20 protein-coding genes are annotated in these 20,799 nt (G+C 59.5%); 3 read left to right on the plus strand and 17 right to left on the minus strand.

Translation table 11 applies throughout. From position 1 onward, the window contains the following. Position 1: 1 nt before the first annotated feature. Complete coding sequence (locus HMPREF2967_RS02890; protein WP_070564611.1) at positions 2-361, minus strand: hypothetical protein; 360 nt, start codon at positions 359-361, stop codon at positions 2-4. A gap of 135 nt (positions 362-496) precedes the next feature. Between HMPREF2967_RS02890 and HMPREF2967_RS02895 the strand changes: the two genes are divergently transcribed. Further along, positions 497-880 (plus strand): RNA polymerase-binding protein RbpA, encoded by a 384-nt coding sequence (locus HMPREF2967_RS02895; RefSeq protein ID WP_010186588.1) that lies wholly within the window; start codon positions 497-499, stop codon positions 878-880. Positions 881-983: 103 nt separating this feature from the next. On the opposite strand, the gene musI is transcribed toward HMPREF2967_RS02895, so the two are convergent. The 9 genes from musI to HMPREF2967_RS02940 all read right to left on the minus strand — a co-directional run bounded on the left by musI (position 984) and on the right by HMPREF2967_RS02940 (position 10,940). Continuing rightward, positions 984-1,625 carry an ABC transport system MusEFGK2I component MusI gene (musI, locus tag HMPREF2967_RS02900; protein ID WP_070532792.1) on the minus strand — a complete coding sequence of 214 codons (642 nt, stop codon included), beginning with the start codon at positions 1,623-1,625 and terminating at the stop codon, positions 984-986. A 26-nt stretch (positions 1,626-1,651) separates the two neighbouring features. Next, entirely contained in the window at positions 1,652-2,566 is a 915-nt protein-coding gene (locus HMPREF2967_RS02905; protein WP_070532795.1) for a carbohydrate ABC transporter permease, read from the minus strand. A 3-nt stretch (positions 2,567-2,569) separates the two neighbouring features. Beyond that, positions 2,570-3,415, minus strand: coding sequence for a carbohydrate ABC transporter permease (locus HMPREF2967_RS02910; protein WP_070520471.1), 846 nt, complete (start codon positions 3,413-3,415; stop codon positions 2,570-2,572). 171 nt (positions 3,416-3,586) lie between these two features. Then, the gene (locus HMPREF2967_RS02915; protein WP_070564681.1) at positions 3,587-4,918 is read right to left on the minus strand and encodes an ABC transporter substrate-binding protein; all 1,332 of its coding nucleotides are present in this window, start codon (positions 4,916-4,918) and stop codon (positions 3,587-3,589) included. Positions 4,919-5,283: 365 nt separating this feature from the next. Next, entirely contained in the window at positions 5,284-6,528 is a 1,245-nt protein-coding gene (locus HMPREF2967_RS02920) for a DUF4032 domain-containing protein (protein ID WP_070564607.1), read from the minus strand. A gap of 99 nt (positions 6,529-6,627) precedes the next feature. After that, positions 6,628-7,758 carry an ABC transporter ATP-binding protein gene (locus HMPREF2967_RS02925; RefSeq protein ID WP_070520478.1) on the minus strand — a complete coding sequence of 377 codons (1,131 nt, stop codon included), beginning with the start codon at positions 7,756-7,758 and terminating at the stop codon, positions 6,628-6,630. A 218-nt stretch (positions 7,759-7,976) separates the two neighbouring features. After that, positions 7,977-8,852 (minus strand): polyprenol monophosphomannose synthase, encoded by an 876-nt coding sequence (locus tag HMPREF2967_RS02930; RefSeq protein WP_070684923.1) that lies wholly within the window; start codon positions 8,850-8,852, stop codon positions 7,977-7,979. 28 nt (positions 8,853-8,880) lie between these two features. Beyond that, complete coding sequence (lnt, locus tag HMPREF2967_RS02935; protein ID WP_070684924.1) at positions 8,881-10,368, minus strand: apolipoprotein N-acyltransferase; 1,488 nt, start codon at positions 10,366-10,368, stop codon at positions 8,881-8,883. After that, entirely contained in the window at positions 10,368-10,940 is a 573-nt protein-coding gene (locus HMPREF2967_RS02940; RefSeq protein ID WP_070684926.1) for an FxsA family protein, read from the minus strand. The genes lnt and HMPREF2967_RS02940 overlap by 1 nt, the downstream gene beginning before the upstream one ends. Before the next feature lie 70 nt (positions 10,941-11,010). Here HMPREF2967_RS02940 and HMPREF2967_RS02945 point away from each other — a divergent pair, with 70 nt between their 5' ends. Then, positions 11,011-11,850, plus strand: coding sequence for a cobalamin biosynthesis protein (locus HMPREF2967_RS02945; protein WP_070684928.1), 840 nt, complete (start codon positions 11,011-11,013; stop codon positions 11,848-11,850). Here the strand turns inward: HMPREF2967_RS02945 and HMPREF2967_RS02950 are convergent. Both HMPREF2967_RS02950 and HMPREF2967_RS02955 read right to left on the minus strand, forming a co-directional pair. Further along, positions 11,847-12,593: an SDR family oxidoreductase gene (locus HMPREF2967_RS02950; protein WP_070684930.1), complete on the minus strand. Its 747-nt coding sequence runs from the start codon at positions 12,591-12,593 to the stop codon at positions 11,847-11,849. The genes HMPREF2967_RS02945 and HMPREF2967_RS02950 overlap by 4 nt on opposite strands. Further along, on the minus strand, positions 12,593-13,717 hold the full coding sequence (locus tag HMPREF2967_RS02955; RefSeq protein ID WP_070684932.1) for a M24 family metallopeptidase: 1,125 nt from the start codon (positions 13,715-13,717) through the stop codon (positions 12,593-12,595). Before HMPREF2967_RS02955 ends, HMPREF2967_RS02950 begins: the two co-directional genes overlap by 1 nt. Before the next feature lie 45 nt (positions 13,718-13,762). Here HMPREF2967_RS02955 and HMPREF2967_RS02960 point away from each other — a divergent pair, with 45 nt between their 5' ends. Then, on the plus strand, positions 13,763-14,392 hold the full coding sequence (locus HMPREF2967_RS02960) for a serine protease family protein (protein WP_232770614.1): 630 nt from the start codon (positions 13,763-13,765) through the stop codon (positions 14,390-14,392). Here HMPREF2967_RS02960 and HMPREF2967_RS02965 read toward each other — a convergent pair. The 5 genes from HMPREF2967_RS02965 to HMPREF2967_RS02985 all read right to left on the minus strand — a co-directional run bounded on the left by HMPREF2967_RS02965 (position 14,389) and on the right by HMPREF2967_RS02985 (position 20,768). Next, positions 14,389-17,202, minus strand: a complete 2,814-nt coding sequence (locus tag HMPREF2967_RS02965) for a DEAD/DEAH box helicase (protein WP_070684937.1) — start codon at positions 17,200-17,202, stop codon at positions 14,389-14,391. The genes HMPREF2967_RS02960 and HMPREF2967_RS02965 overlap by 4 nt on opposite strands. 96 nt (positions 17,203-17,298) lie before the next feature. Further along, the gene (tatC, locus tag HMPREF2967_RS02970) at positions 17,299-18,387 is read right to left on the minus strand and encodes a twin-arginine translocase subunit TatC (RefSeq protein WP_232770616.1); all 1,089 of its coding nucleotides are present in this window, start codon (positions 18,385-18,387) and stop codon (positions 17,299-17,301) included. An 88-nt stretch (positions 18,388-18,475) separates the two neighbouring features. Further along, on the minus strand, positions 18,476-18,739 hold the full coding sequence (gene tatA, locus HMPREF2967_RS02975; RefSeq protein ID WP_070520503.1) for a Sec-independent protein translocase subunit TatA: 264 nt from the start codon (positions 18,737-18,739) through the stop codon (positions 18,476-18,478). 81 nt (positions 18,740-18,820) lie between these two features. Then, positions 18,821-19,786, minus strand: a complete 966-nt coding sequence (locus HMPREF2967_RS02980) for a helix-turn-helix transcriptional regulator (protein ID WP_070684939.1) — start codon at positions 19,784-19,786, stop codon at positions 18,821-18,823. After that, positions 19,779-20,768: a helix-turn-helix transcriptional regulator gene (locus HMPREF2967_RS02985; RefSeq protein WP_070685020.1), complete on the minus strand. Its 990-nt coding sequence runs from the start codon at positions 20,766-20,768 to the stop codon at positions 19,779-19,781. Before HMPREF2967_RS02985 ends, HMPREF2967_RS02980 begins: the two co-directional genes overlap by 8 nt. Positions 20,769-20,799: the final 31 nt, after the last annotated feature.

The raw sequence follows: 20,799 nt of genomic DNA on the forward strand, positions 1-20,799 counted from the left end.
ACTATCTCAATTCCTCAAGCTTTCGAGCCAGTGCGACCAGTTCAGCACACAGCTGTTCCATCTCTTCAGCGCTGGCGCTTTCCGACGCTGCCGTAGCAACATCCTCAGCGCAACACCGCAGCTCAAAGAGGCCGTCGCGGAGACGATCAGCCTTCTCTGGAGTTAGGATGACGGCATCCGCAGGAATAGGCGTTCCAACCACGTTGTGGCGCTGCTCGTAGGCTCGCTGCTTGCAGGATGGCGAGCAGAACTTGCGTGGCCTACCCCGGCCGCCCTGCGCGATTTCCTTGCCACACCACTGGCAGGTTGCCGGGCTGCGCCTTGGCGGCGTGCCGGGCTGCGGATCCTGTGTACCAATCACCTCAATCACCTTAGCCCATTAACCCGAGGGTGGGAACAAAGGCAAGGGGCCATTCGTTATAATGATAGATCTTTGGGTGATATAGGTCGACCCTGATCCCTTTCCTACCTCAACACTTGAAAAGGATGATGTTGCATGGCAGATCGCGTACTCCGTGGCAGCCGCATGGGCGCAGTGAGCTACGAAACCGACCGCGACCACGACTTGGCCCCGCGCCAGATGGTGAAGTACCGCACCGAAGACGGCGACATCTACGAGGTGCCCTTCGCTGACGATGCGGAGATTCCCGAGGAGTGGATGTGCAAGAACGGTAAGCTCGGCACTCTGGTTGAGGGCGAAGGCGTAGAGTCCAAGCCCGTGAAGCCGCCGCGGACCCACTGGGACATGCTGCGTGAGCGTCGCTCCATTGAGGAGCTGGATGAACTCTTGACGGAGCGCATTGAGAATCTGCGTTCGCGACGTCGCGCGGCGGCACGCCTCCTCAAGGAGCAGAAGGCGCAGGAAGAAGGAGAGGCCTAGCAGCCTTTGCGCGCCGCATAGAATTCTCAAGGGTAGTGAATCCACGAAGAAGTGGATACCACTACCCTATTTTTCGTTTTGGGCCCAGCCTGCCCGCAGCGCCTTATGCGGCGCTGCTATCGGGTGAATCGGAATTGAGTTCGGGCCATTGTAGCGCCAACTCAGCGAGATAGACTGCGAGGGCCGGACCGAGCACAACGAGAAAGAACAGGTAGCCTCCCCACTGCGCAGGGAAAAAGAGTGGGTACAGCACCAGCAGTGCCCAAGGGCACACTGCTAGAAGCGTACGCGGAAGGTGCGCTACCGCCTTCATCATGGCCGTTGTGCACCGTTGGCTAAACCTCAACCCCGGCGCATCGAGGTGGAAGAACCACACGCTAATGCAGCTTATGACAATGAGGCCTGAGACCAGCGCAGCGCGAAGCACTACGCCCATCGTCCCGAGCTCAGCCTTTGCGATAATGGCGAATTCATAGGCGGCCAAGGCGCCTACGGCGAGGCAAATGAGCCACCATGCAGTGTTTACCCCGGGACGCGTCAAAAGGCCCCGAACGAAGGCCGAGCCGCGGCGAGAACCTTCTTCGCGAACCATCTGACCAGTCACCGCGTGAGCGGTGCGTAGGGACATTCCCCCAGTGAATACGGGAAAGCACGTGATAACCAGGAGAACGTTAACGATGACGAGGTCAGCGAAGAGGCTCAGAGCAGCATAGAACTTCGATTCGGGGCCCAGCATGCGGTTCATGGTTTTCTAACCTACCGCACTGCGGATTAGCCCTTGACAGCGCCAGCGGCAACACCCTCGATGATGTGCTTCTGCGTGGAGAAGTAGAAGATGACGATAGGAATAATGGCCAGAACCAGCATCGCCATCATGGCGCCCATATCGCGGTTACCGTTGGAGCCAACGAAGGACTGGATGACTACCGGGATGGTCTTGTAGCGGGTGGACAGGCCGATGACCAGGTACGGCAGCAGGTAGTCGTTCCATACCCACATGGCGTTGAGAATGGCCACGGTGATGGCAGTCGGCTTAAGCATAGGCCACACCACGCGGAAGTAGTTCTGGAGCGGGCCGCAACCGTCGATCATCGCGGCTTCCTCGACGTCCAAGGGGATGGACTTGACGAATCCGGCAAACATGAACACCGATAGACCGGAACCGAAACCGAGGTAGAGCACCACGATGCCGATCGGGTTGTTGAGGTGAAGCATGTCTGCAATCTTGACCGTCGGGAACATGACCATCTGGAAGGGGATAATCATGGACACCACGAAGAGGTAGTACAGAAGGTTCGTCCACCAGGTCTTAACGCGCGTGATGTAGTAAGCAGTCATCGCAGAGAAGAACACGATGACGATGACGGACAAGATCGTAATGACGAAGGACCACAAGGTCGCTTCAAGGAAGCCCTGCTTGGTCAAGCCCACCATGAAGTTCTCGAAACCGACCCAGGTTTCACCGATGGGTAGGGAGAAAGGATCGGATGAGATAGCGAACTTGGACTTAAAGGAGTTGATGAAGATGAAAAGGATCGGGCCAAGGAACACGATGGTAAAGAACACCAGGATGGCGTAGACCACGAACTTGGCGCCGCCGGACATCCTGGTCTGGTTGTCCGTGGGAAGCTGGTGATCCTTCTTCTTCGGGGCCGGTGCGGCCTGCGCTGAAGTACTGGTAGTCATGACTTAAGCCTCGATTTCCTTGGAGCGGGTCGCGCGCAACTGGAAGTACGCGATGACGACCACGACGACGACGAAGATGACGGCCTTGGCCTGCCCCACGCCCTCGACGTTCATACGGTTGAACAGCGTATTGACGATGTTGAGGGCGACCATCTCAGTTTGTCCGCCAGGTGCACCGTTGGTCAGTGCAAGGTTTTGGTCGAAGAGTTTGAAGGAATTCGACAAGGTCAGGAAGAGACAAATGGTGATTGACGGCATGACCATCGGAATGGTGACGTGGCGCAGCATTTCCCACTTGTTGACACCATCGAGCTCAGCGGCCTCGAGAAGCTCCGGCGGGACGTTTTGTAGACCGGCGATGTAGATAATCATCATGTAGCCGATCAGCTGCCAGTTCAGCAGCATGATGAGGCCGGCGTAGCCGAATTTCCAGTCCGCGCTAATAGTCGTGGAATAGTGCGAAAGCACGGCGTTGATCATGGTCTGCCAGGTATATCCCAGGACGATGCCGCCGATGAGGTTCGGCATAAAGAAGACCGTGCGGAAGAAATTTGTGCCGCGAAGCTTGCGGGTCAGCATCCACGCCAAGAGGAAGGCGAAGACGTTGACGGTGATCACGGAGACAATGACCACGAGGACGGTGAAACCGAAGGCTGAGATGAATCCTTCGCGTTGGGAGAAAGCTTTGACGTAGTTGTCGATGCCAACCCACTTGGCGTTAGTGATGGTGGTGAATTTCGTAAAGGAGAGGAAGAAACCCACGATAAACGGCACCAAGAAGGCAATCATGAATGCCAGAAGGGTGGGCAAGACAAAGACTGGGAAGTATTTCTTCAGCGTTGCTTGCATGGTGGTGAAACCTTAAATTCAGGTGGTGCCACGCGTTTCCCAAAGGATGGCGGCGAGGAGAGGGGGCTGAGGGCGTGGAACAAACTGACGAGTACGTGCCATGCCTCTCACCTACTCCCCTCCCCGCCCTCCGTTTGGGAAGGCGGATGGCGAGGGGATGGGACTAAAGGTTTAGCCCCAGTTGGATTCCTTTTCAGCAGCCCAGTTGTCCTTGAACTGCTTGACGACGTCATCCCACTTCAGGGTGCCGGAGGCATACTGAGACAGGGCTTGGCCGAAGTCATCCTTGAACTGCTGTGACGGGAAGTACTGGAAGTTCCACGGGTAGGTGGTGAGGTCTTCGTTGTCGATAGCTTCCGCGACCTGCTTTGCCAGCGGGTCATTCGGAGTGTCTTCTGCGGAGTAGTTCTTGAACGGGGCAATGAAGCCAAGGTCCTTAACCACGTGCTCCTTGCCGGCATCGGAGGTGAAGAGCCAGTCCACGAAGTCCTTGGTAGCCTTCTGGTCTACCTCGGAAGCCTCCGAGTTCACACCCAAGTAGTTTTCGGTACCGACGTTGATGCCGTGCTTCTCCTCATCCGGCAGGCCCATGTACATCGGCAGGAACTTGATCTTGTCTTCCTTGACTACGTTGCCGGAGGTCTCGGAAATCTGGGACCATGCCCAGTTACCGTTTTGGACCATGGCGGCCTTGCCCTGAGCGAACTCAGCCATGGAGTCAGAGACCGTCTTAGACGGGGCAAGAGACTTCTCGACGGTGGAGTTGTCCAGGTAGAGATCGAAGAGGTTCTTGTACTCCTTGTTATAGGAGAAGTCGATTTCGTTGGTGTCCTCGACGCCCTTGTCTTGGTACTCCTGCCAAATCGGAGCGTTGGCCAGGTGAGTCTGCCAGCGCCAGTCCTCGCCGGAGGTCAGTGAGGTGGAGGCAAAGGCGCCCTCAATGCCGAGCTCGTCCTTCTTCGCCTGCATGTCCTCGGCGACTTCCTTGAGCTTCTGGTAGCTCTTGATCTCATCGGTGGACTTGATCTTTGCCCCGGAGGTGGCGATGTACTTGTCGAAGATCTCGTCGTTGTAGATGATGCCGAAGCCCTCGACAGCGAACGGGACGCCGCGTACCTCTCCATCTTCAGTGGTCAGTGGCGGGATGTCATCGGTGAGCTGCTTAGCTACCTCGGTATCCGACATGTCTGCCATGTAGTCTTGCCAGGTGATGAAACCAGCCGGGCCGTTGACCTGGAAGAGGGTCGGTGCTTCATCTTTGCCGATCTCAGCCTTGAGGGTCTGCTCATAGGAGCCGGAGGCTGCGGTGACGACCTTGACCTTGACGCCGGTCTCTTCGGTGTAAGCCTTTGCGATCTCCTGGTAAGCGGCATCCTGTTCTGGCTTGAAGTTCAGGAAGTAGACATCGCCTTCGTCGTCAGTAGAGCCTGAGCAGGCGACGAGACTTGCGGCGGCCAGCATGGAAGCCATGCTGATGGATGCGATGCGAGTAAGACGCTTCATGTGGTCCTCATCTTTCTTGATGAAAAGCGGGATGTTGAGCCGTAGATAGACAACCGGCTCGTATGCGGTTATGTCTGGGCGATCCTCCATGACAAAGGCTCTTGCCCAGTGCTACCAGTTGGCCCATAGCTGGTCACTATCCGACTATGAACTGGTTAGCCTGTCTCCTACCTTAGTGAGGTATTCCACACGATCAAAAGAAATCGGGCCTAAAACGCCCGATTGTGACTATATCCATATTCGGGCATGAGATCGCTCCCCATTTAAGGGGCAATCGGGCCTAAAACATACAAAACGATATAAGAAACGGCTGAGAGCGGCTCGATAGACTTGAGCTATTGAGCGGTGCTGGGGCATACGGGCGGTTATGACAAGTCGTCATCCGAGGCCGAGATCTGAAGCAGCCGAGCCTCGTCGCGGCGGGCGGGCAATACGGAAGAAAGATAGGACGCCGTGGCCTCTGGGAGGGTTACGGCCTCTCCCCTTTCTTGGGCGAGGAACCAACGGTGGTCAACGATCTCATGGAAGATCTGTGCCGGTTCCAGCTTGTGGAGCATCTCGACGGGAACCGCAGCGATGGTCGGCTCATACTCATGCGTCATCCACAAGTGCGCAGCCTGGGTCAGCCCAACATGAGGGCCGCACTCGATGGCCTGATAGGCCTGGATAGAGCCCAATAGGCGTTGCGCCTGGTGCTCCTCGACGCTCAGCCCTGTCAAGCTCAACAGCTCCGAACGATAGTGGCCGGGATCGACTACCACAGGGCGAATGCGCACGACCTGTTTCGACTCGTCCTTGGTGACCTTGAGCTCCCCCACGTCGAAACCCAGCTGGTTGAGGCGGTCGATCCTCTCGGAAACGCGCCAGTATTCGCTGGCATCTACGGATTCTTCGGCAGTTAGCTCTGTCCACAATTCAAGGTAGGAACTCTCGACCAAGCTTCCGAGGGCGATAACATCGATATCTTGATCTAGGCATTCACCTGCCTGCAAGTCCATGAGCTCACCGATGATGTTGACGCGGGCGATGTCGACGTCGTAAAGCCTGCGTGACTCGGAGAGATTGGGCTGGAACTCCCCTGTTTCGGCGTCGACAAGATAGGCTGAATAAGTCTCGGCATCACGCCGGAAAAGGGTATTCGACAGCGACACATCACCCCAGTAGAAATTGAGCAAGTGCATCCGCACCAAAAGCACCGACAAGGCACGGATGAGCTTCTCCGCTTCGACGACTGTCAGGTGCCGCGAGAAGATCTCGCGGTACGGAAGAGAAAACTCTAGGTGATCAGTGACCAGAGCTGCGGTGAGCGCTCCGTAGCTTTCTACAGCCGGCTGGCGTCCCGTGATGACTGCAACGGGACGCACGCTGGGAGCGCCGAGGCGCTGCAGCTCACGCAGCATCTTGTACTCGTGGTGAGCGGTACGCGCACCAATCTCCTTGACTGCGACGATGCCGCGATTGATCCCCACGAAACGCACGATATGCCGGGAAATGCCCCTGGGCAGTGCGGCGATGAGATCATCGGGCCACTGTTCCAGGGGCGTATCCCAAGGCAGCGTCAGCAATGCCGACGCGTACGTCGATGAGGTGATGCTCATGGACTCTTTCATGTCGAGTCACTCCACCTTCTTTGCTGATTTTGGCCTAGAGCTGTGCCACAGCCGTGCTGACATTCGCGACATGTGTCGCGGGTCAGCCGGCATATGGGCTTAAGGGAGGCGCTTGCCAGTCGACGCCGAGAAGTTGTGCTGGCCGCCTTCCACGATGCGTGCGTGGAAAATGCTGCCCGGGGCAGGCGCAGTGTTCGGGGCTGCACGAACGACGATCTGGCCCGACTCGGGGACGTCTTCGCTCGAGGAACCGAGATCACCTTCGCCCACCAATTTTCCGTAGAGGAAGGAGTCGGAACCAAGCTCTTCCACGAAGTCAAGCTTGATCGGGATGGAGAGATCGGTGGACTCGCCCTCGGGGATGATTTCGAGGGCCTCTGGGCGGAAGCCGATGGTGATGCGACCGTTATCCTCCGGCGTCATCGCAGCGACAGTTTCCGGGGAAAGCTTGATACGAGCATGGCCGGAGGTTGCGTTACCGTCCTTGACAGAGAAGGTGCCCAGGTTCATTGCCGGGGAGCCGATGAAGCCGGCGACGAAGACGTTGGCGGGGCGGTCGTAGAGCTCGCGGGGTGCGCCAACCTGCTGAAGGTAACCGTCCTTCAGTACAGCGATGCGGTCACCCATGGTCAAGGCCTCAGTCTGGTCGTGGGTGACGTAGACGGTGGTAACCCCAAGCTTGCGCTGCAGGGCTGCGATCTGGGTACGGGTCTGCACACGTAGCTTGGCATCGAGGTTGGACAGCGGCTCATCCATGAGGAAGACCTGCGGGTTACGCACGATTGCGCGGCCCATTGCAACACGCTGACGCTGACCGCCGGACAAGGCCTTCGGCTTGCGCTCAAGGAATTCGGTAAGACCCAGGGTGGCGGCGGCTTCGTCGACACGCTTGTTAATTTCGTCCTGGGACTTGCCGGCGATTTTCAGGGCGAAGCCCATGTTCTCGCGCACGGTCATGTGCGGGTAGAGAGCATAGTTCTGGAAGACCATGGCGATGTCTCGGTCGCGCGGGGCAACGTGGGTGACGTCTTTGTCGCCGATGTAGATGGCACCGTCGGTAACGTTTTCCAAGCCGGCCAGCATGCGCAGCGTCGTGGACTTACCACAGCCGGAGGGGCCGACGAGGACGAGGAATTCGCCATCGGCGATTTCCAGGTTGAACTTCTTGACGGTGGGTTCCTTAGCTCCTGGGTAGGTCAGGGACGCATCTTTGAATGTTACGGTTGCCATAGCAAACTCTCCTCCATCGGCAGGTACGTGCCGAACGATCCGTAGTGTGAGAATGAAGTGAAGCAAGTCACTGCGCACCAGATAAAGTGCCACCTACGACATTAGCACTGGTGGTGGTTATTACCGCAAAAGCCCGAAAACCATGACAGGTTTTCGGGCTTGTTTGCCTTATGCGAGGCTCGAAAGATCAGCGTGCCTTGCCTCGGAGAGGCTGGATTTTAACGGCTGAGCATTCCTTTAACCAGGCTGGATACCTCGGATACAAAGTCGGACACGGCATTCTTAGCCGTGGAGGCCTTGGAACCAAGCTCCATATCCTTCACTGTGCGGGAAGTGATCTTGGATACTTCCGAGGTGAAGTCGCTGACCTGCTCGGAGCGGTGAGCGACACCCCACTTGGTCACCTCGAGCAGGGAATCCTTGACGAAGGAGCCGTCCAGCTTTGATTCGCCTAGCTCGCGCTCGGTGAAGGTAATCGGAACTTCGCGGACATCGAAGCCATCCTTGATGGCGCGGAAGGCAACATCTACCTGGAAGATGTAGCCGGCGTTGGATAGTTCCTCAAAGTCGAGGTGCTCTAGCAGTTCGCGACGGAAGGCGCGGTATCCAGCGGTCATGTCATTGATGCCAGCACCCAGCGCCACCGAAATGTACTTGTTGCCCAAGCGGGACAGTAGCTCGCGGTTGGCCGGCCAGTTCACAGTCTCTCCACCCGGCACATAGCGAGAACCAATCACCAAGTCGGCACCCTTGTCGATCTCCTCGAGCAAGAGGTGGAGCTGCTCCGGGGCGTGGGAGCCGTCCGCGTCCATCTCACAGAGCACCTGGTAGTCCTTCTCTAGGCCCCACTCGAAGCCGGCGATGTAGGCGCCGAGGAGGCCGCCCTTACCCTCGCGGTGAAGGACGTGCAGGTGAGAATCCTCGGCGGCCAGCTTGTCCGCGGCCTCTCCGGTGCCGTCCGGGGAGTTATCGTCCACGATCAGGATGTGAACCTCCGGGGTGGCCTTGCGCACGCGGCCGGTAATCAGCGGCAGGTTCTCAATCTCGTTGTAGGTGGGGATGATGACCAGAGTAGATTCGTGGGTCGAGCTCACTAGTTCCTTGCTCCTTTAGGTTTCTGCTTTAAGGCGCGCTGCGCCGTCCGGACAAGCGGGTGGAATAGATCGCGTACAGCGCGCAGACCGTTCCAATAATAGTCATGAGCCACTGCAGGAGCGAACCATAACGCACCGCAAATGTACGTCCCTCTCGGAGCGGAAGCTCTTCTTCGAGATAAGCCGGTTCAAAGATGCCGCTGTCCTGGCTCACGGAACCATCTGGGTGCACGATGGCGGAGACCCCTGACGTGGCCGCCACAACGACGGCGCGATCTGCTTCCATGGCGCGCAGACGGCTCATGGCCAACTGCTGGTAGGTCATATCGGAATCACTGAACGTGGCGTTATTTGTTGGCGTCGTGAGAATCTGCGCCCCGTTGTTAATCGCGGTTCGAAAGGCCTGGTCAAAGCTCACCTCGTAGCAGGTGGCTACGCCGACCGCAGTCCCTGCCATGGTCACCACTCCTGGCCCATCACCGGGTTTCATGTCGCCTGCAAGATCCACCAAATCGGTAATCCGCGCAAAGAAGTCACGCATCGGCATCGTTTCGCCGAAAGGCTGCAGGTACTTCTTGTAGTGATGCTCCCCCACCGATCCATCCGGGTTGAATACCTGCATGGTGTTGCGCGCACCGACCTCATCGCGCGTTAACGTGCCGACGAGGATGGGGGCGTCGATGTCGTGGGCGGCGGCGTCGATAAGCGCCCGTGCGTCGTCGTTGGCAAAAGGATTGATATCGGAGGAGTTCTCCGGCCAGATGACGATGTCAGGCCGTGCACCATCCTTGGCTGCCTGTTCGGTGACGCGGACGTGGTTATCCAGCACCGCGCGGCGCTGCGCGGCGAAGTCGAGCCCAAGCCGCGGAACGTTTCCCTGGACAGCGGCTACCGTCACAGTACCCGTGGTATGGCTAGGGCGATTCACGCCCTGCGCAGCTACAAGTCCGGCAAGCAACGGCACCGCTAAGAAGGCACAGGCCAACCGTGGCGCGCGCGCAAGCCCCACCAGACCCGCGCCCACGCAGACGACCGCACAAGTAATGAGCGCGGGACCACCCCACGGTGCGAGGTTGGCCAACGGTCCTTCGATCTGACCCCACGCCAGGCGCACCCAGGAAAAGCCTCCAAAAGGCACGGAGGAGCGCAGCATTTCCACCGCCACGTAGAAAAAGGGGAAGAGCGCGAACCCATAGCGCAACCGCAGTAGTGCTGCCCCGCCGACGCCGAGGAGGATGCTGTACAGCGAGAGGAAGATAGCGAGCGCAATATAAGGCATGTTGCCCACGAGCTCACCAATCCACGGCAGCGTAAAGAGGTACAAGACAGCGCTATGGACAAAGGCGATGAGTGCTGCCCACCCTAGATGCAGGGGCTTTCTCCAGGGAGCCAGCGCTGCCACCAGCATGGCCATCCCAATGATCCCCGCGGCCCACCAGCCGCGTGGTTCCACCGAAAGATACGTGACCGCGCCCGACAGAGCGGCAAGAACAAGCCGCGCGAATATGGGGAGCACTACTTGCTTCCGTCCTCGAAGTCCTCAGGCTTAACGTGTTGGGTCCACGTGCGGATTTCTTCTTCATCCAAGACTTCGTGCGATTGGCCTGACTGATCCATTCCGCTGCCGGCTTTACCGCCACCAACAGTGCCGAAGGAACCATAGGAATCGCGGTGCTGCGCCATGGGCGAGGCCTCGTACACGCGCACGCCCATGTCCTCGATCTTTTTGAACATCGAAGCGGCAAGGAGCGTGCGGATTATGGATCGCGTGGGCGCAAAGATGAGCAGAGCGCCAAAAACAGTGGAGACGAACCCAGGCAGCGAAAGCAGGATGCCGCCCACCATGGTCAGACCAACATTGCCGGCCGTTTTGCCTGGGGTGGGATCCTCCATCACATAGACGCCATCTCCGGTCTGCCGGATGCGGCTGGCCATCATGCGGCGCACTTCCCAGGTGGCAATCGTCATACCGAACAGCATGGTCAACGCCAAAGCAAGCAGCGCCCACAGCACACCGATCCACTCGGCGACTGCCCAAAACGCCAGGGTTTCGAGGAGAATGTACGCGATGAACAGAAGAAACGGCATGCAGCCCACCATACTTGCTGGACCTGCCGGTTCGCTGGTGACCCTCCCGTAACGATTAAACTTGCGCACCATGTCCCTCACCGAGTCGAAGCATCCTGAATCCGAGACCATGCGCTTCCACCCCGCCGGCGGCGTCGTCACGCCCGAGCAGTGGTTAGCACTGGGCCAGGCCGCCCGTGAACATGGCGATGGCTATGTGTACCTAGAGCAGCACAGTGTTATCAGTGTGCGCGGCGTGAGTAACGAGCAGGCGCTTGGCGACGTCCCCCTCCCCACCGCCGCTGTCCACGTCTTGGCCTCTCCCCTCTCCCTTCAGGCGCGCCGGGTAGCGCAGCGCGTTGCTGATGCCTTATCTGAAGAGGAAGGAACCTCCCCGGCTATCACCCGCGCTGCGGTCTTCGGCGTCGATGGCGGAGCTGGCGATCTCCTCGCACACGGCGTGGCGGCGGGACTCCAACTATCCGGCGCTAGCGCAGGACAGGATGAGGAAGCCGATTCCGCTCGTCTCATCCTTGAGGGGGCAGTAACTGGGCCGGCGCTGGGATTAAGCGACGCGATTTCGCAGCTCGTGGACTACGTGGTCGAGGCCTCCGCTGAGAATCTAGAGGCCATTGACCGTTTGTCCTTGGCTACACCTGCCGGACTCGTGCAATCGGATGTGCCCATCGGTTGGTTAACCGAACACACTGCGCCCGGCCGCGTCGATCTCGGCGCGGGCCTCCAAGATGGCGTGTTGCCCGCAGAGTACGCAGGGCTCATTGCCCAGCTGGGAGCAGCGATCACCGTTACTCCGTGGCAGGGCTTGGTCATCCACGATTTGGCGGAGGGCGATGCGGACGTCGTGCTCCGAGTCCTTGCTCCGCGCGGCTTCATCTTCGATGCCAATTCCCCCGCGCTCGGACATCGCTAGCGCGGCATGTGCCGCCAGATGGGGCGCGGGACAAGCTTCATGACCCAGGCCAACAGCTGAAGCGTTCGTGGGATCCACAGCGTGCGGGACACCGGCCGCGAACCCGACGAGGATTCGACGGCCTTGACCATAGCTTGTGCGACTACGTCAGGTGTCACCGACAGGGGCGCGGGTTTCATCCCTTGTGTCATGGACCCGATAACGAAACCGGGGCGCGCGGTGATCAGCGCTAGGTCGCTGCCCTGCAGGCGATCCGCCAGACCTTGGCAGAAGGCATCGAGGCCAGCCTTGGTTGAGCCATAGACATAGTTGGCCCGCCGTGCACGCCAGCCCGCAATGGAGGAAAAGGCCACGATGTGGCCTCTTTTCATGACGTCGGCCAGCACGGTGAGCATAGATACCTGCGCGGCATAATCAACCAGAGCGATGTCGAAGGCATGGGCTTCGTCGTGCTCAGCTTGCTCCTGGTCACCCAAGATTCCGAAGGCGACAACCGCCGTCGTGATGTCCTCACCCGCGAGCGCTGCAGCTTGCTCGATAACTGCGCGGTGGGAGGAAACATCCGCGGCATCGAAGGAAAGCGTGTGAACGGACGTTGCTCCGTTGCGCAGAAGCTCTGAGGTGAGCTCATCCATGCCGTGCTCACCCCGCGCGGCAAGTACTACCGGGCGGCCTGCGCACAACCGGCGTGCAAGCTCGCCGCCAATATCGCTGCGCCCACCAAGAATCAATAGTGCGCCCATTAACGCAACCCCCTCGGAGCTTGGTTCAAAGACTCGTAGCCGGACTCGGTGGTCACCACGATGTCCTCGAGACGCATGCCCCATTTTCCGGGTACATAGATACCAGGTTCAATCGAGAAGGCCATGGACTCTGCAAGCTCCAGCTCGTTTCCTTCCATGATGAAGGGCTCCTCGTGCGTCGACAAGCCGATGCCATGTCCGGTGCGGTGCGTGAAGTACTCACCCCAGCCGGCGCTTTCGATCACACTGCGTGTCGCACGGTCGATCTCCTGGGCAGTCGCCCCGGGCCGTGCAGCAGCTCGCCCGGCAGCTTGGGCCTCTTCCAACACCGCATAGGCTTCCTGGAAATCAGCAGGCGCCGCAGAAGGATCCGCGCCTACCACGTAGGTGCGTGTGCAATCAGAGTGATAGCCGGAGGGCAACGTGCCCCCGATATCCACCACCACGGGATCACCAGCGCTGAGTTCGCGCTCCCCATAGTCATAGTGCGGGTTCGCACCATTCGGGCCGGAACCAACGATGATGAAGTCCACCTCTTTGTGCTCGCGCAAGATAAGCTCGCGCAAATCTGCCGCTACGTCGGCCTCAGTGCGGCCAGGCTGCAGGAGACGTGGCACCTCTGCATGGACGGCATCGATAGCCACTGCCGCAGCGCGCAGCTCCGCTACTTCATCTGGGTCCTTGCGGCTAAAGAGCTCAGCCAGCGCCTCGGTAGCAAGCACATACTCCACATGTGGAGCATCCGTCGAAGTGAGCGAAGACGGCTCGACTTGGCGTCGAATCGTGGACTGGAAACGCAATACGTGGTCCGCAGTTAGCGAAGAGCCCACAGCCACGGTGGTGGGATGCGTACCGTCTAAGGCCAGTGCATAAGGGTCCTGCCCATCGCTCCATCCCACCAGCCGGGCAGCAACGCCTTGAAGCGATTCGATGTCGGTGCTGGGTGCGACGATGATCGGTTCGGCATCGGGACGGATGACCAGACAGGTCAAACGCTCATGGGAAGAGACCCAGGAGCCCGTAAGATAGGCGAACTCTGCGCCGGTACCCACGAGCAACACATCGATATTCTTGGCAGCGGCAATCGCGCGGGCGCGGCTCAAGCGGGAAGCATAATCAGTCATGGCAGTTAGCCTACCGCTCGCCTTCGTCCAGTTAAGCTGGGCGCCGTGAATTCCTATCCCGCAGCCGTCAAGATCCGTACCCGCGGTAGCTATTGCTCGGGTGTGCTCATCGATGCATCCTTAAACCCCCGCTCCCAGCAGTCAACCCGGCTAGTTCTGACCTGTGCGCACTTCTTTCGCGATGGCGTGGGCGGTGGTGAACACTACAAAGTCAGTGGCGGGTTCAACCGGCGGATCACCGCCGTGCGCACGATTGACGGGACCGATATAGCTGTGTGCCTGCTTGATATACCAGCACCGCCCCGGGACCTTCCGGGGCTCGCTAAAAGCACACCGCATTTTCGCGCGCCAGTCAACACCTGGGGATATGGCGGAAAGTCCCGTCGCGCACAGAAGCGAACGGGGTTGTTTCTACTGCCCTTCTTTCGTACGTGGTCCATCGACTTCCGCACCACTGTCTCCCCCGCCGGATTTGTCTTCAACACGATTCCGGCAGTCAAGGGTGACTCGGGTGGGCCAGCGCTTGTCGACGCCGCCATCATCGGCACACAAGCCCTCATCCTCAACCCATTGGGGAGAAACCTGAAGCTAGCCACGGTGGCGCTGGTCGCGCCCCACCGCAAGGCCATCGCGGCGGCAGCCACCGCGATGCTGGACTTGGTCGAAGGAAATTAAGCGCCGATGGCGACAACGCCTCGTTGAATCGCGTCAATGGCGCGCCGGGCATTGCGGCGAATCTCTTCTTCGTAGCCTGTCTTGGCTACCTGCTGGAGCAGGTCGATGACCTGGCGGCACCAACGGACGAAGTCGCCTGGAGTCAGCTCTGCGCCGGACTCGTTGGCAGCGGCCATGCAATAGGCCAAGGGTGCGCCCGCCGTCCACTGGTGGATCGCCAGCGCGAAGGCGGGCTCCGGTTCACGGGTCTGTGGCAGATTATGGCGCTTCTCATCGCTGACAAGCTCCGTGTAGATGCGCCACGTTGCGTTCATGGCATCCGCCATGTCGTCGCTAGCCGCACCTGGTTCGCCGCGGGTGGCCTTGCGGTTCTCGAAGACGCACAGGGAGGCAATGCCGGCCAGCTCTGCCGGGTCAAGGTCATTCCAGATACCCCGCTTGAGGCATTGTGCCACCAGTAGGTCGGACTCGGAATGGATCTTGGCCAAACGCTCGCCTTCGTCCGTGATGACCGGCTCGCGGTCCTCGCCATAGCCTTCAAACTCCACGTAATCCATCTCCGCCAGCAGGTCCACGATGCGCTCGAAAGTGCGGCCGAGGGTATCCGTGGCGCGCTCCACCTTGGCTTCCAACTTGTGGAGCTCGCGCTCGCGTCGGGCGAGCTTTTGGGCCACACCAGCTAGCTGCTCGCGGTCGGTCGCCGGCCAATTGTGCACCGGGTGCTCGCGGAGGGCATCGCGCAGCTGCGCGATCTTCTTGTTGGGGCGATTGCGAGGCTCAGTGCGCATCTTCTTAGGCCGCTTGTAGTAGTCGCGCTTGAAGGCATCCTGAACATACTTGGTATGCCGACGCGGATTCTTCTGGGCCGCTCGCGGCAGCTTCATGTGGCCGACCACAATTGGCGGATTATCTATACCGGCTGCATCGATGCGGCCTGACCATCCGGTCTCCGTGGTGACCCAGGGGCGTGGATCGGCGGTCTGGTTTGCCGGGGTGATGACAACTGCCAGGGTTGGTCGCTTCTTCGTTGCGATAGCGATGACCTCACCCACCTGCAAGCGGGCAAGGACCGCCGCGACCTCCTTGCTCCTCTCTTCCCTCTTGGAGGCACGCGCTGACTTTTCTTCCTCAGTCAGTGCGCGGCGCAGCCTCATATAGTCCATGAGGATCTCCGCCGGGTCTTCACCATCAATTGTCGGCGGAGCCAAGTTATCTACGGCCTGATCCAACTGTGCCCGTAGCTCACGGACGCGGTGCTCAGCGCGCTCAATCTCGCGCGTTTCTTCCACGACGGAACCATCCGCCTGGAACTGCGCAAAGGACTTCTCCAGCAGGCGCAGAGAGTCATCGAAGCCGAGCATGCCCAGCAGGTTGATGGCCATGTTGTAGCCGGGTTCGAAGGTAGAGATGAGCGGATAAGTGCGGGTCGATGCGAGCCCCGCCACCGCGGTGGGATCCATGGCGGGTGCCCACTGCACGACGGCATTGCCCAAGGTATCGATGCCACGCCTGCCCGCGCGGCCGGTGAGCTGCGTGTACTGACCCGGTGTCAGGTCCACGTGTGCCTCGCCGTTAAACTTCACGAGCTTCTCAAGGACCACCGTGCGCGCGGGCATATTGATGCCCAGGGCAAGGGTTTCGGTGGCAAAGACCGCACGAACCAGGCCTTTGACGAAGAGCTCCTCCACGATGTGCCTAAAAGCTGGCAGCATACCCGCATGGTGGGCAGCAAAGCCACGTGAGAGTGCTTCGCGCCAACGCTTGAAATCAAGAACCTTGAGGTCTTCTTCCGGAATGCCTTCCACGCCCTTATCGACGATGGCCTTAATCTCAGCTGCCTCCTCTTGGGAGGTCAACACCATGCGGGAGCGCAGGCACTGGTACAAAGCGCCATCGCAGCCCGCACGGGAGAAGATGAAGGTAATCGCCGGCAGCATCTCCATTGCCTGCAGTTCTTTGAGCACCTCTGGACGGCCCAGCGGTCGGTAGCGGTCCTGCGCACGGGGTGCGCCGCTGCGCCGATCCTTGTTTCGGTCGTTGCGTCCTCCGCCTTTGTGTCGGGCACGTGCACGGAAGCTCGCGCGGTTTTGTGAATAGTCTGCGCGGCCGTTATCGCTGTCTCCTGCTTCTAGGCGCTGGATACGCCGCGCCAACTCAGTATTGACCTGGCCGCCTGAATCAGGCTCGAAAAGTGGGTAGATCTTACGGCCCACCATCATCCACTGGTCCAGCGGTACGGGGCGCTTGTCGGTGACGATGACCTTGGTATCTCCGCGCACGGTGGTTAGCCACCGGCCGAACTCCTCTGAGTTGGACACCGTTGCCGACAGACCGATGATGGAGACGTGCTCCTCCAGGTTAAGGATGACCTCTTCCCATACCGCGCCGCGCGAGGCATCCGCCAAGAAGTGGATCTCATCCATCACCACGTGGGTCAAGCGATCCAATGCGCCTGAGCCCGCATAAATCATGTTGCGCAGGACCTCGGTGGTCATCACGAGGATGTCCGCGGAAGAATTGATGGAGACATCACCCGTCAGCAGCCCCACGGCATCCTCGCCGTGTGCCTCAACCAGGTCGTGGTACTTCTGGTTACTCAGCGCTTTGATAGGGGTGGTGTAGAAACAGCGGGTCCCCTGGCGCAGCGCCAGGGACACGGCGAACTCACCAACGACCGTTTTGCCCGCGCCGGTGGGAGCACAGACCAAGACTCCGTGGCCCGCTTCAACTGCTTGGCATCCTTCAATCTGGAAGTCATCCAGTGAGTACGGCAGTGCTTGAGTGAACTCGTCCAGATGCGTCAGTGTCATAAGTCCCCAGGGTACCTGTCAGGGACGGCGTACTAGCGCCCCGGTCCCCAGCGCCAAGGAAACGTTTGAACAAGTTCCCTAAAAAGGCTGACCAGCTTACAGAACGTCGTCGAAAAAGCCGCTCTGCGGGGGCTGAGTATTCCTCTGTTGAGGCTGCGGTGCCGGAGCTTCACCCGTTGAGGCCGGGGGAACAGGCCTGGAAGATACCGGCCGCGAAGACGCAGAAACGCTCATGGATGCGGACACCGGAGTCGGTGCGCCAATGGCACCCGGACCTTCGTCCAAGGACGAGGCTGTTTCATCATCCAGATCCATCCAGTCTGGGCGCTGACGCTTCTGGCGCTTGTCATTGATTCGACAGAACTGGAAGGCCAATTCCACGAGGAGTACGAGGGCACCGGCCAAGACCAACATCGAAAAAGGTTCTTGGCCGGGTGTAACCACCGCAGCGAAGATCATGATGGCGACAATGATGATGCGGCGCTTGTCCTTGACGTCATCGTATTCCAAGACACCTATCACATTGAGGCATACCACGAGTAGTGGGATCTCAAAGCTCACGCCGAAGATGAGGAGCAACGTTAGCAGGAAGTAGAAATAGCGCTCACCGGTTAGTGCCGCGGTCTGGTACTCCGAGCCCATGCCCATAAGGAACTCCAAACCCACGGAAAGGATGAAGTAGGCAAGAAGCGCGCCAAGCACGAAGAGAACTACCGCCGTGGAGACAAAAAAGAAGGTGAAACGGCGCTCGTTCTTATGCAGACCGGGCACAATGAATGCCCATATTTGATAGAGCCACACCGGTGAGGACATTACTGCGCCAGCCAACGCGCCCACTTTGAGGCGCAGCAGCAGCATTTCGAAGGGGCTGGTGGCGAGCAAGCGGCATTCGCCATCCGCGGTGAAAGAGATGCGCTTTTCCTCAGGCAGCGAACAATAGGGCCCACGCAAGATCTCGCCCAGCGGCGCCATATTAAACGGAGCGTTTTGATACCAAATGAATCCGATGATGGTGCCTACCACGAGAGCAAGCAAGGAAATCACGATGCGCCGACGCAGTTCTTGGAGATGTTGGACTAGGGTCATCTCCCCCGTAGGATTCTTGGGCTTGCGGCGCAGCTTTGAGGTCCACTTTTGCTTGCGTGCGCTAGACGCGGGATTCGGCGGTGTACTCGCGGTACTCATGCAATGCCTCCCTAGAAAGCCCACAGCGGCACACACGCCCTTGGAGTTCCAAGTCCCTTGAGCGTGGTGTGCCTACCGAGAAAGATGATTAGTTCTGATTTCCATCAACCGGCTTGGATGCGCGCGGCTGCATTTCCGGGCTGTTCCAGAAGTCCTCATCGTTCTTCTTCGATGCAGCAATTTGGGCTTGCTGCTCGGGAGTGTTGTTCTCCTCCTTCATCTCCTTGACTTCGGACTTAAAAATGCGCATGGAGCGGCCCATCGAACGAGCTAGCTCCGGCAGCTTCTTGGCGCCGAACAACAGCACGATGACGAGAACGACAAGGCCGATTTCCAAAGGTCCCACGGTCATTGAGGGTGCCCCTTCTTTCTAGGTTGATGAAGCGTACGGTTCCATGCAGCAGCGCTGTACGGGACGCACGCAGGAGAGCTCTTAGTCTGGCAGTTGAGTATAACGCTCTAGCGCCCGATTTCTATGCTCCGAAATGGCGTCGACAAGCTTCTGCGGCCCCACAACCCGCAATCGGTCGGCTTGGCCGAGGGCGAAACGGCTAAACCATGCTTCAGAGCCGACGGGCATTGTTGCAGCTATCAGCCCATTTTCCAGTGTGTCGCCGAGCGTGATGTCGTAGTGCTCTGCCAGCCAGGTGAATTCTTGGTGAATCTCCAGCTGCGCAACGACAGTGTGATCTAGACCAAAGGGGGAATCGGGGTTGAAATCCAGCTTGCGCACGTGCGGGGTCGCGCTGGCGTCGAGTACCTCAACATCACTCATGCGGTCCAAGCGGAACGTGCGGTGCTCCCCCACCGAATCATCCCAGGCCACCAAATAGGGTTCGCCATCCACGATGAAGATTCGTGCCGGGTGCACGGTGCGCTCGCTGGTGCGGTTGGAGGACATGCTCCAATAGGTGAAACGGACCTGCCGCCGCTTGTCGACGGCCCCCGCCAACGCCGCTTGCACCTGAGATTCCTCCGGATCCGTTGTGGCCAGGGAATCGTAGATGGCGGCGGTCTTTTCATCCATAATCGCGCGCAGTTTCGCGGCGGCAGAGTGGACCGCGGAGACGTCGACAAGCCCCGGCATTGCCTCAAGAGACTCGAGCGTCAGCAACAATGCGCCGGCCTCCGTTGGGGTCAGACGCAGGGCCTGGGTTAGGCCCTGGTCGTTGTAGATCTCGATGCCGTCGCGGTAGCTGAAGCTTAAGTCAATGAGGTCTTCAGTATTGCGGCCCACCCCGGAGCAGAAGAGCCTATCGACGGCATCCTTAAGCTCAGCGGGGGTCATTCCCAAATCCTCGGCCGCCTCCATCGGGGTCAACCCTGGGTGGTTGCGCAGGTATGGGATGAGGTTGAGGGAGCGAACAAGAGACTGCAGTTTGCGTGGCTGATCAGCCATGGTGTGATTCCTCCCCACTCAAGAGCGCGACGATGTCTGAACGAACTTCTGTCGGTTCAATCACCACGACATCTGGTGCATATCCCGCGGCGGTGCGCACTAGCCAATCGCGGCGCACGCCCGTCAGCGCAAGGAGGCCATCCGCGCGTCTGCGTCCGGCATCGACAAGCTCCGCGGCCTGGCCATCTGGTACCTCAAGGAGGGCATCGACGGTGTCTCCCCGGTCAAGCGCTTCCACGACGAGATCTTGCAGCGGCGCGGTGGGCTCGAGGTGGGTGGCCGCAGCGCGCGAGCGCCTGACGTTGTCCACGCGGGTAGCGCGGAAAGTACGAGGTGCCTCGCGGTCCACATCCCACCCGACGAGGTAAACGCGATCACGGTGGTTGACTAGGCCCCAGGGATCCATGTGGCGGCGAACCGGCTTGGCTGAGGGCGTGGCGTAGTAATCAAAGGAAATGCGCAGCCCCGCGCGCACGGCGGTAATCACCCCGGTGACGAGCTCTGGGCTCAGCCTGGTCATGTCGTTGACGGCGGTGTAGACGGGCGCACCGCGCAAGTCGCGGGAGGCTCCCGAGGCTGCGAGTTTGGTCCACGCGGACAAGCTGAAATCACTCAAGCCCCCCGGGGTGCCAATCCCGCCGGCAACGCCCAACACCATGGCTTCCTCGGGTGTGAAGTCCACGGGAGGTAGCTGGTAGCTTTCGGGATCGAGGCGATACACCGACCCTTCCGCGCCACTGCTGTGTGCTACTGGCACACCGGCGCGCTGCAGGGTCAGGATGTCGCGGGAAAGCTGCTTGTGAAAGGCCTCGTCGCTGCGAGATTGATAGCCCTCGACGTTGCTGCGAATCCAGGCAGCGCTGCGGTCGGGAACGCCGCCTTGGTGCGCTGCGCCATGCAGCGCAAAGGTGAGGTTGGTGAGCCTTTCGATGGCTCGATCTCGGACTGGTGTCCGAGCCGCAGTGCGATCTGCTGACGGCATGATGGCAGGTTCCTTGTTGAGGTTCGGGGCC

The organism is Corynebacterium sp. HMSC059E07, from assembly GCF_001814395.1.
GTDB lineage: Bacteria > Actinomycetota > Actinomycetes > Mycobacteriales > Mycobacteriaceae > Corynebacterium > Corynebacterium hesseae.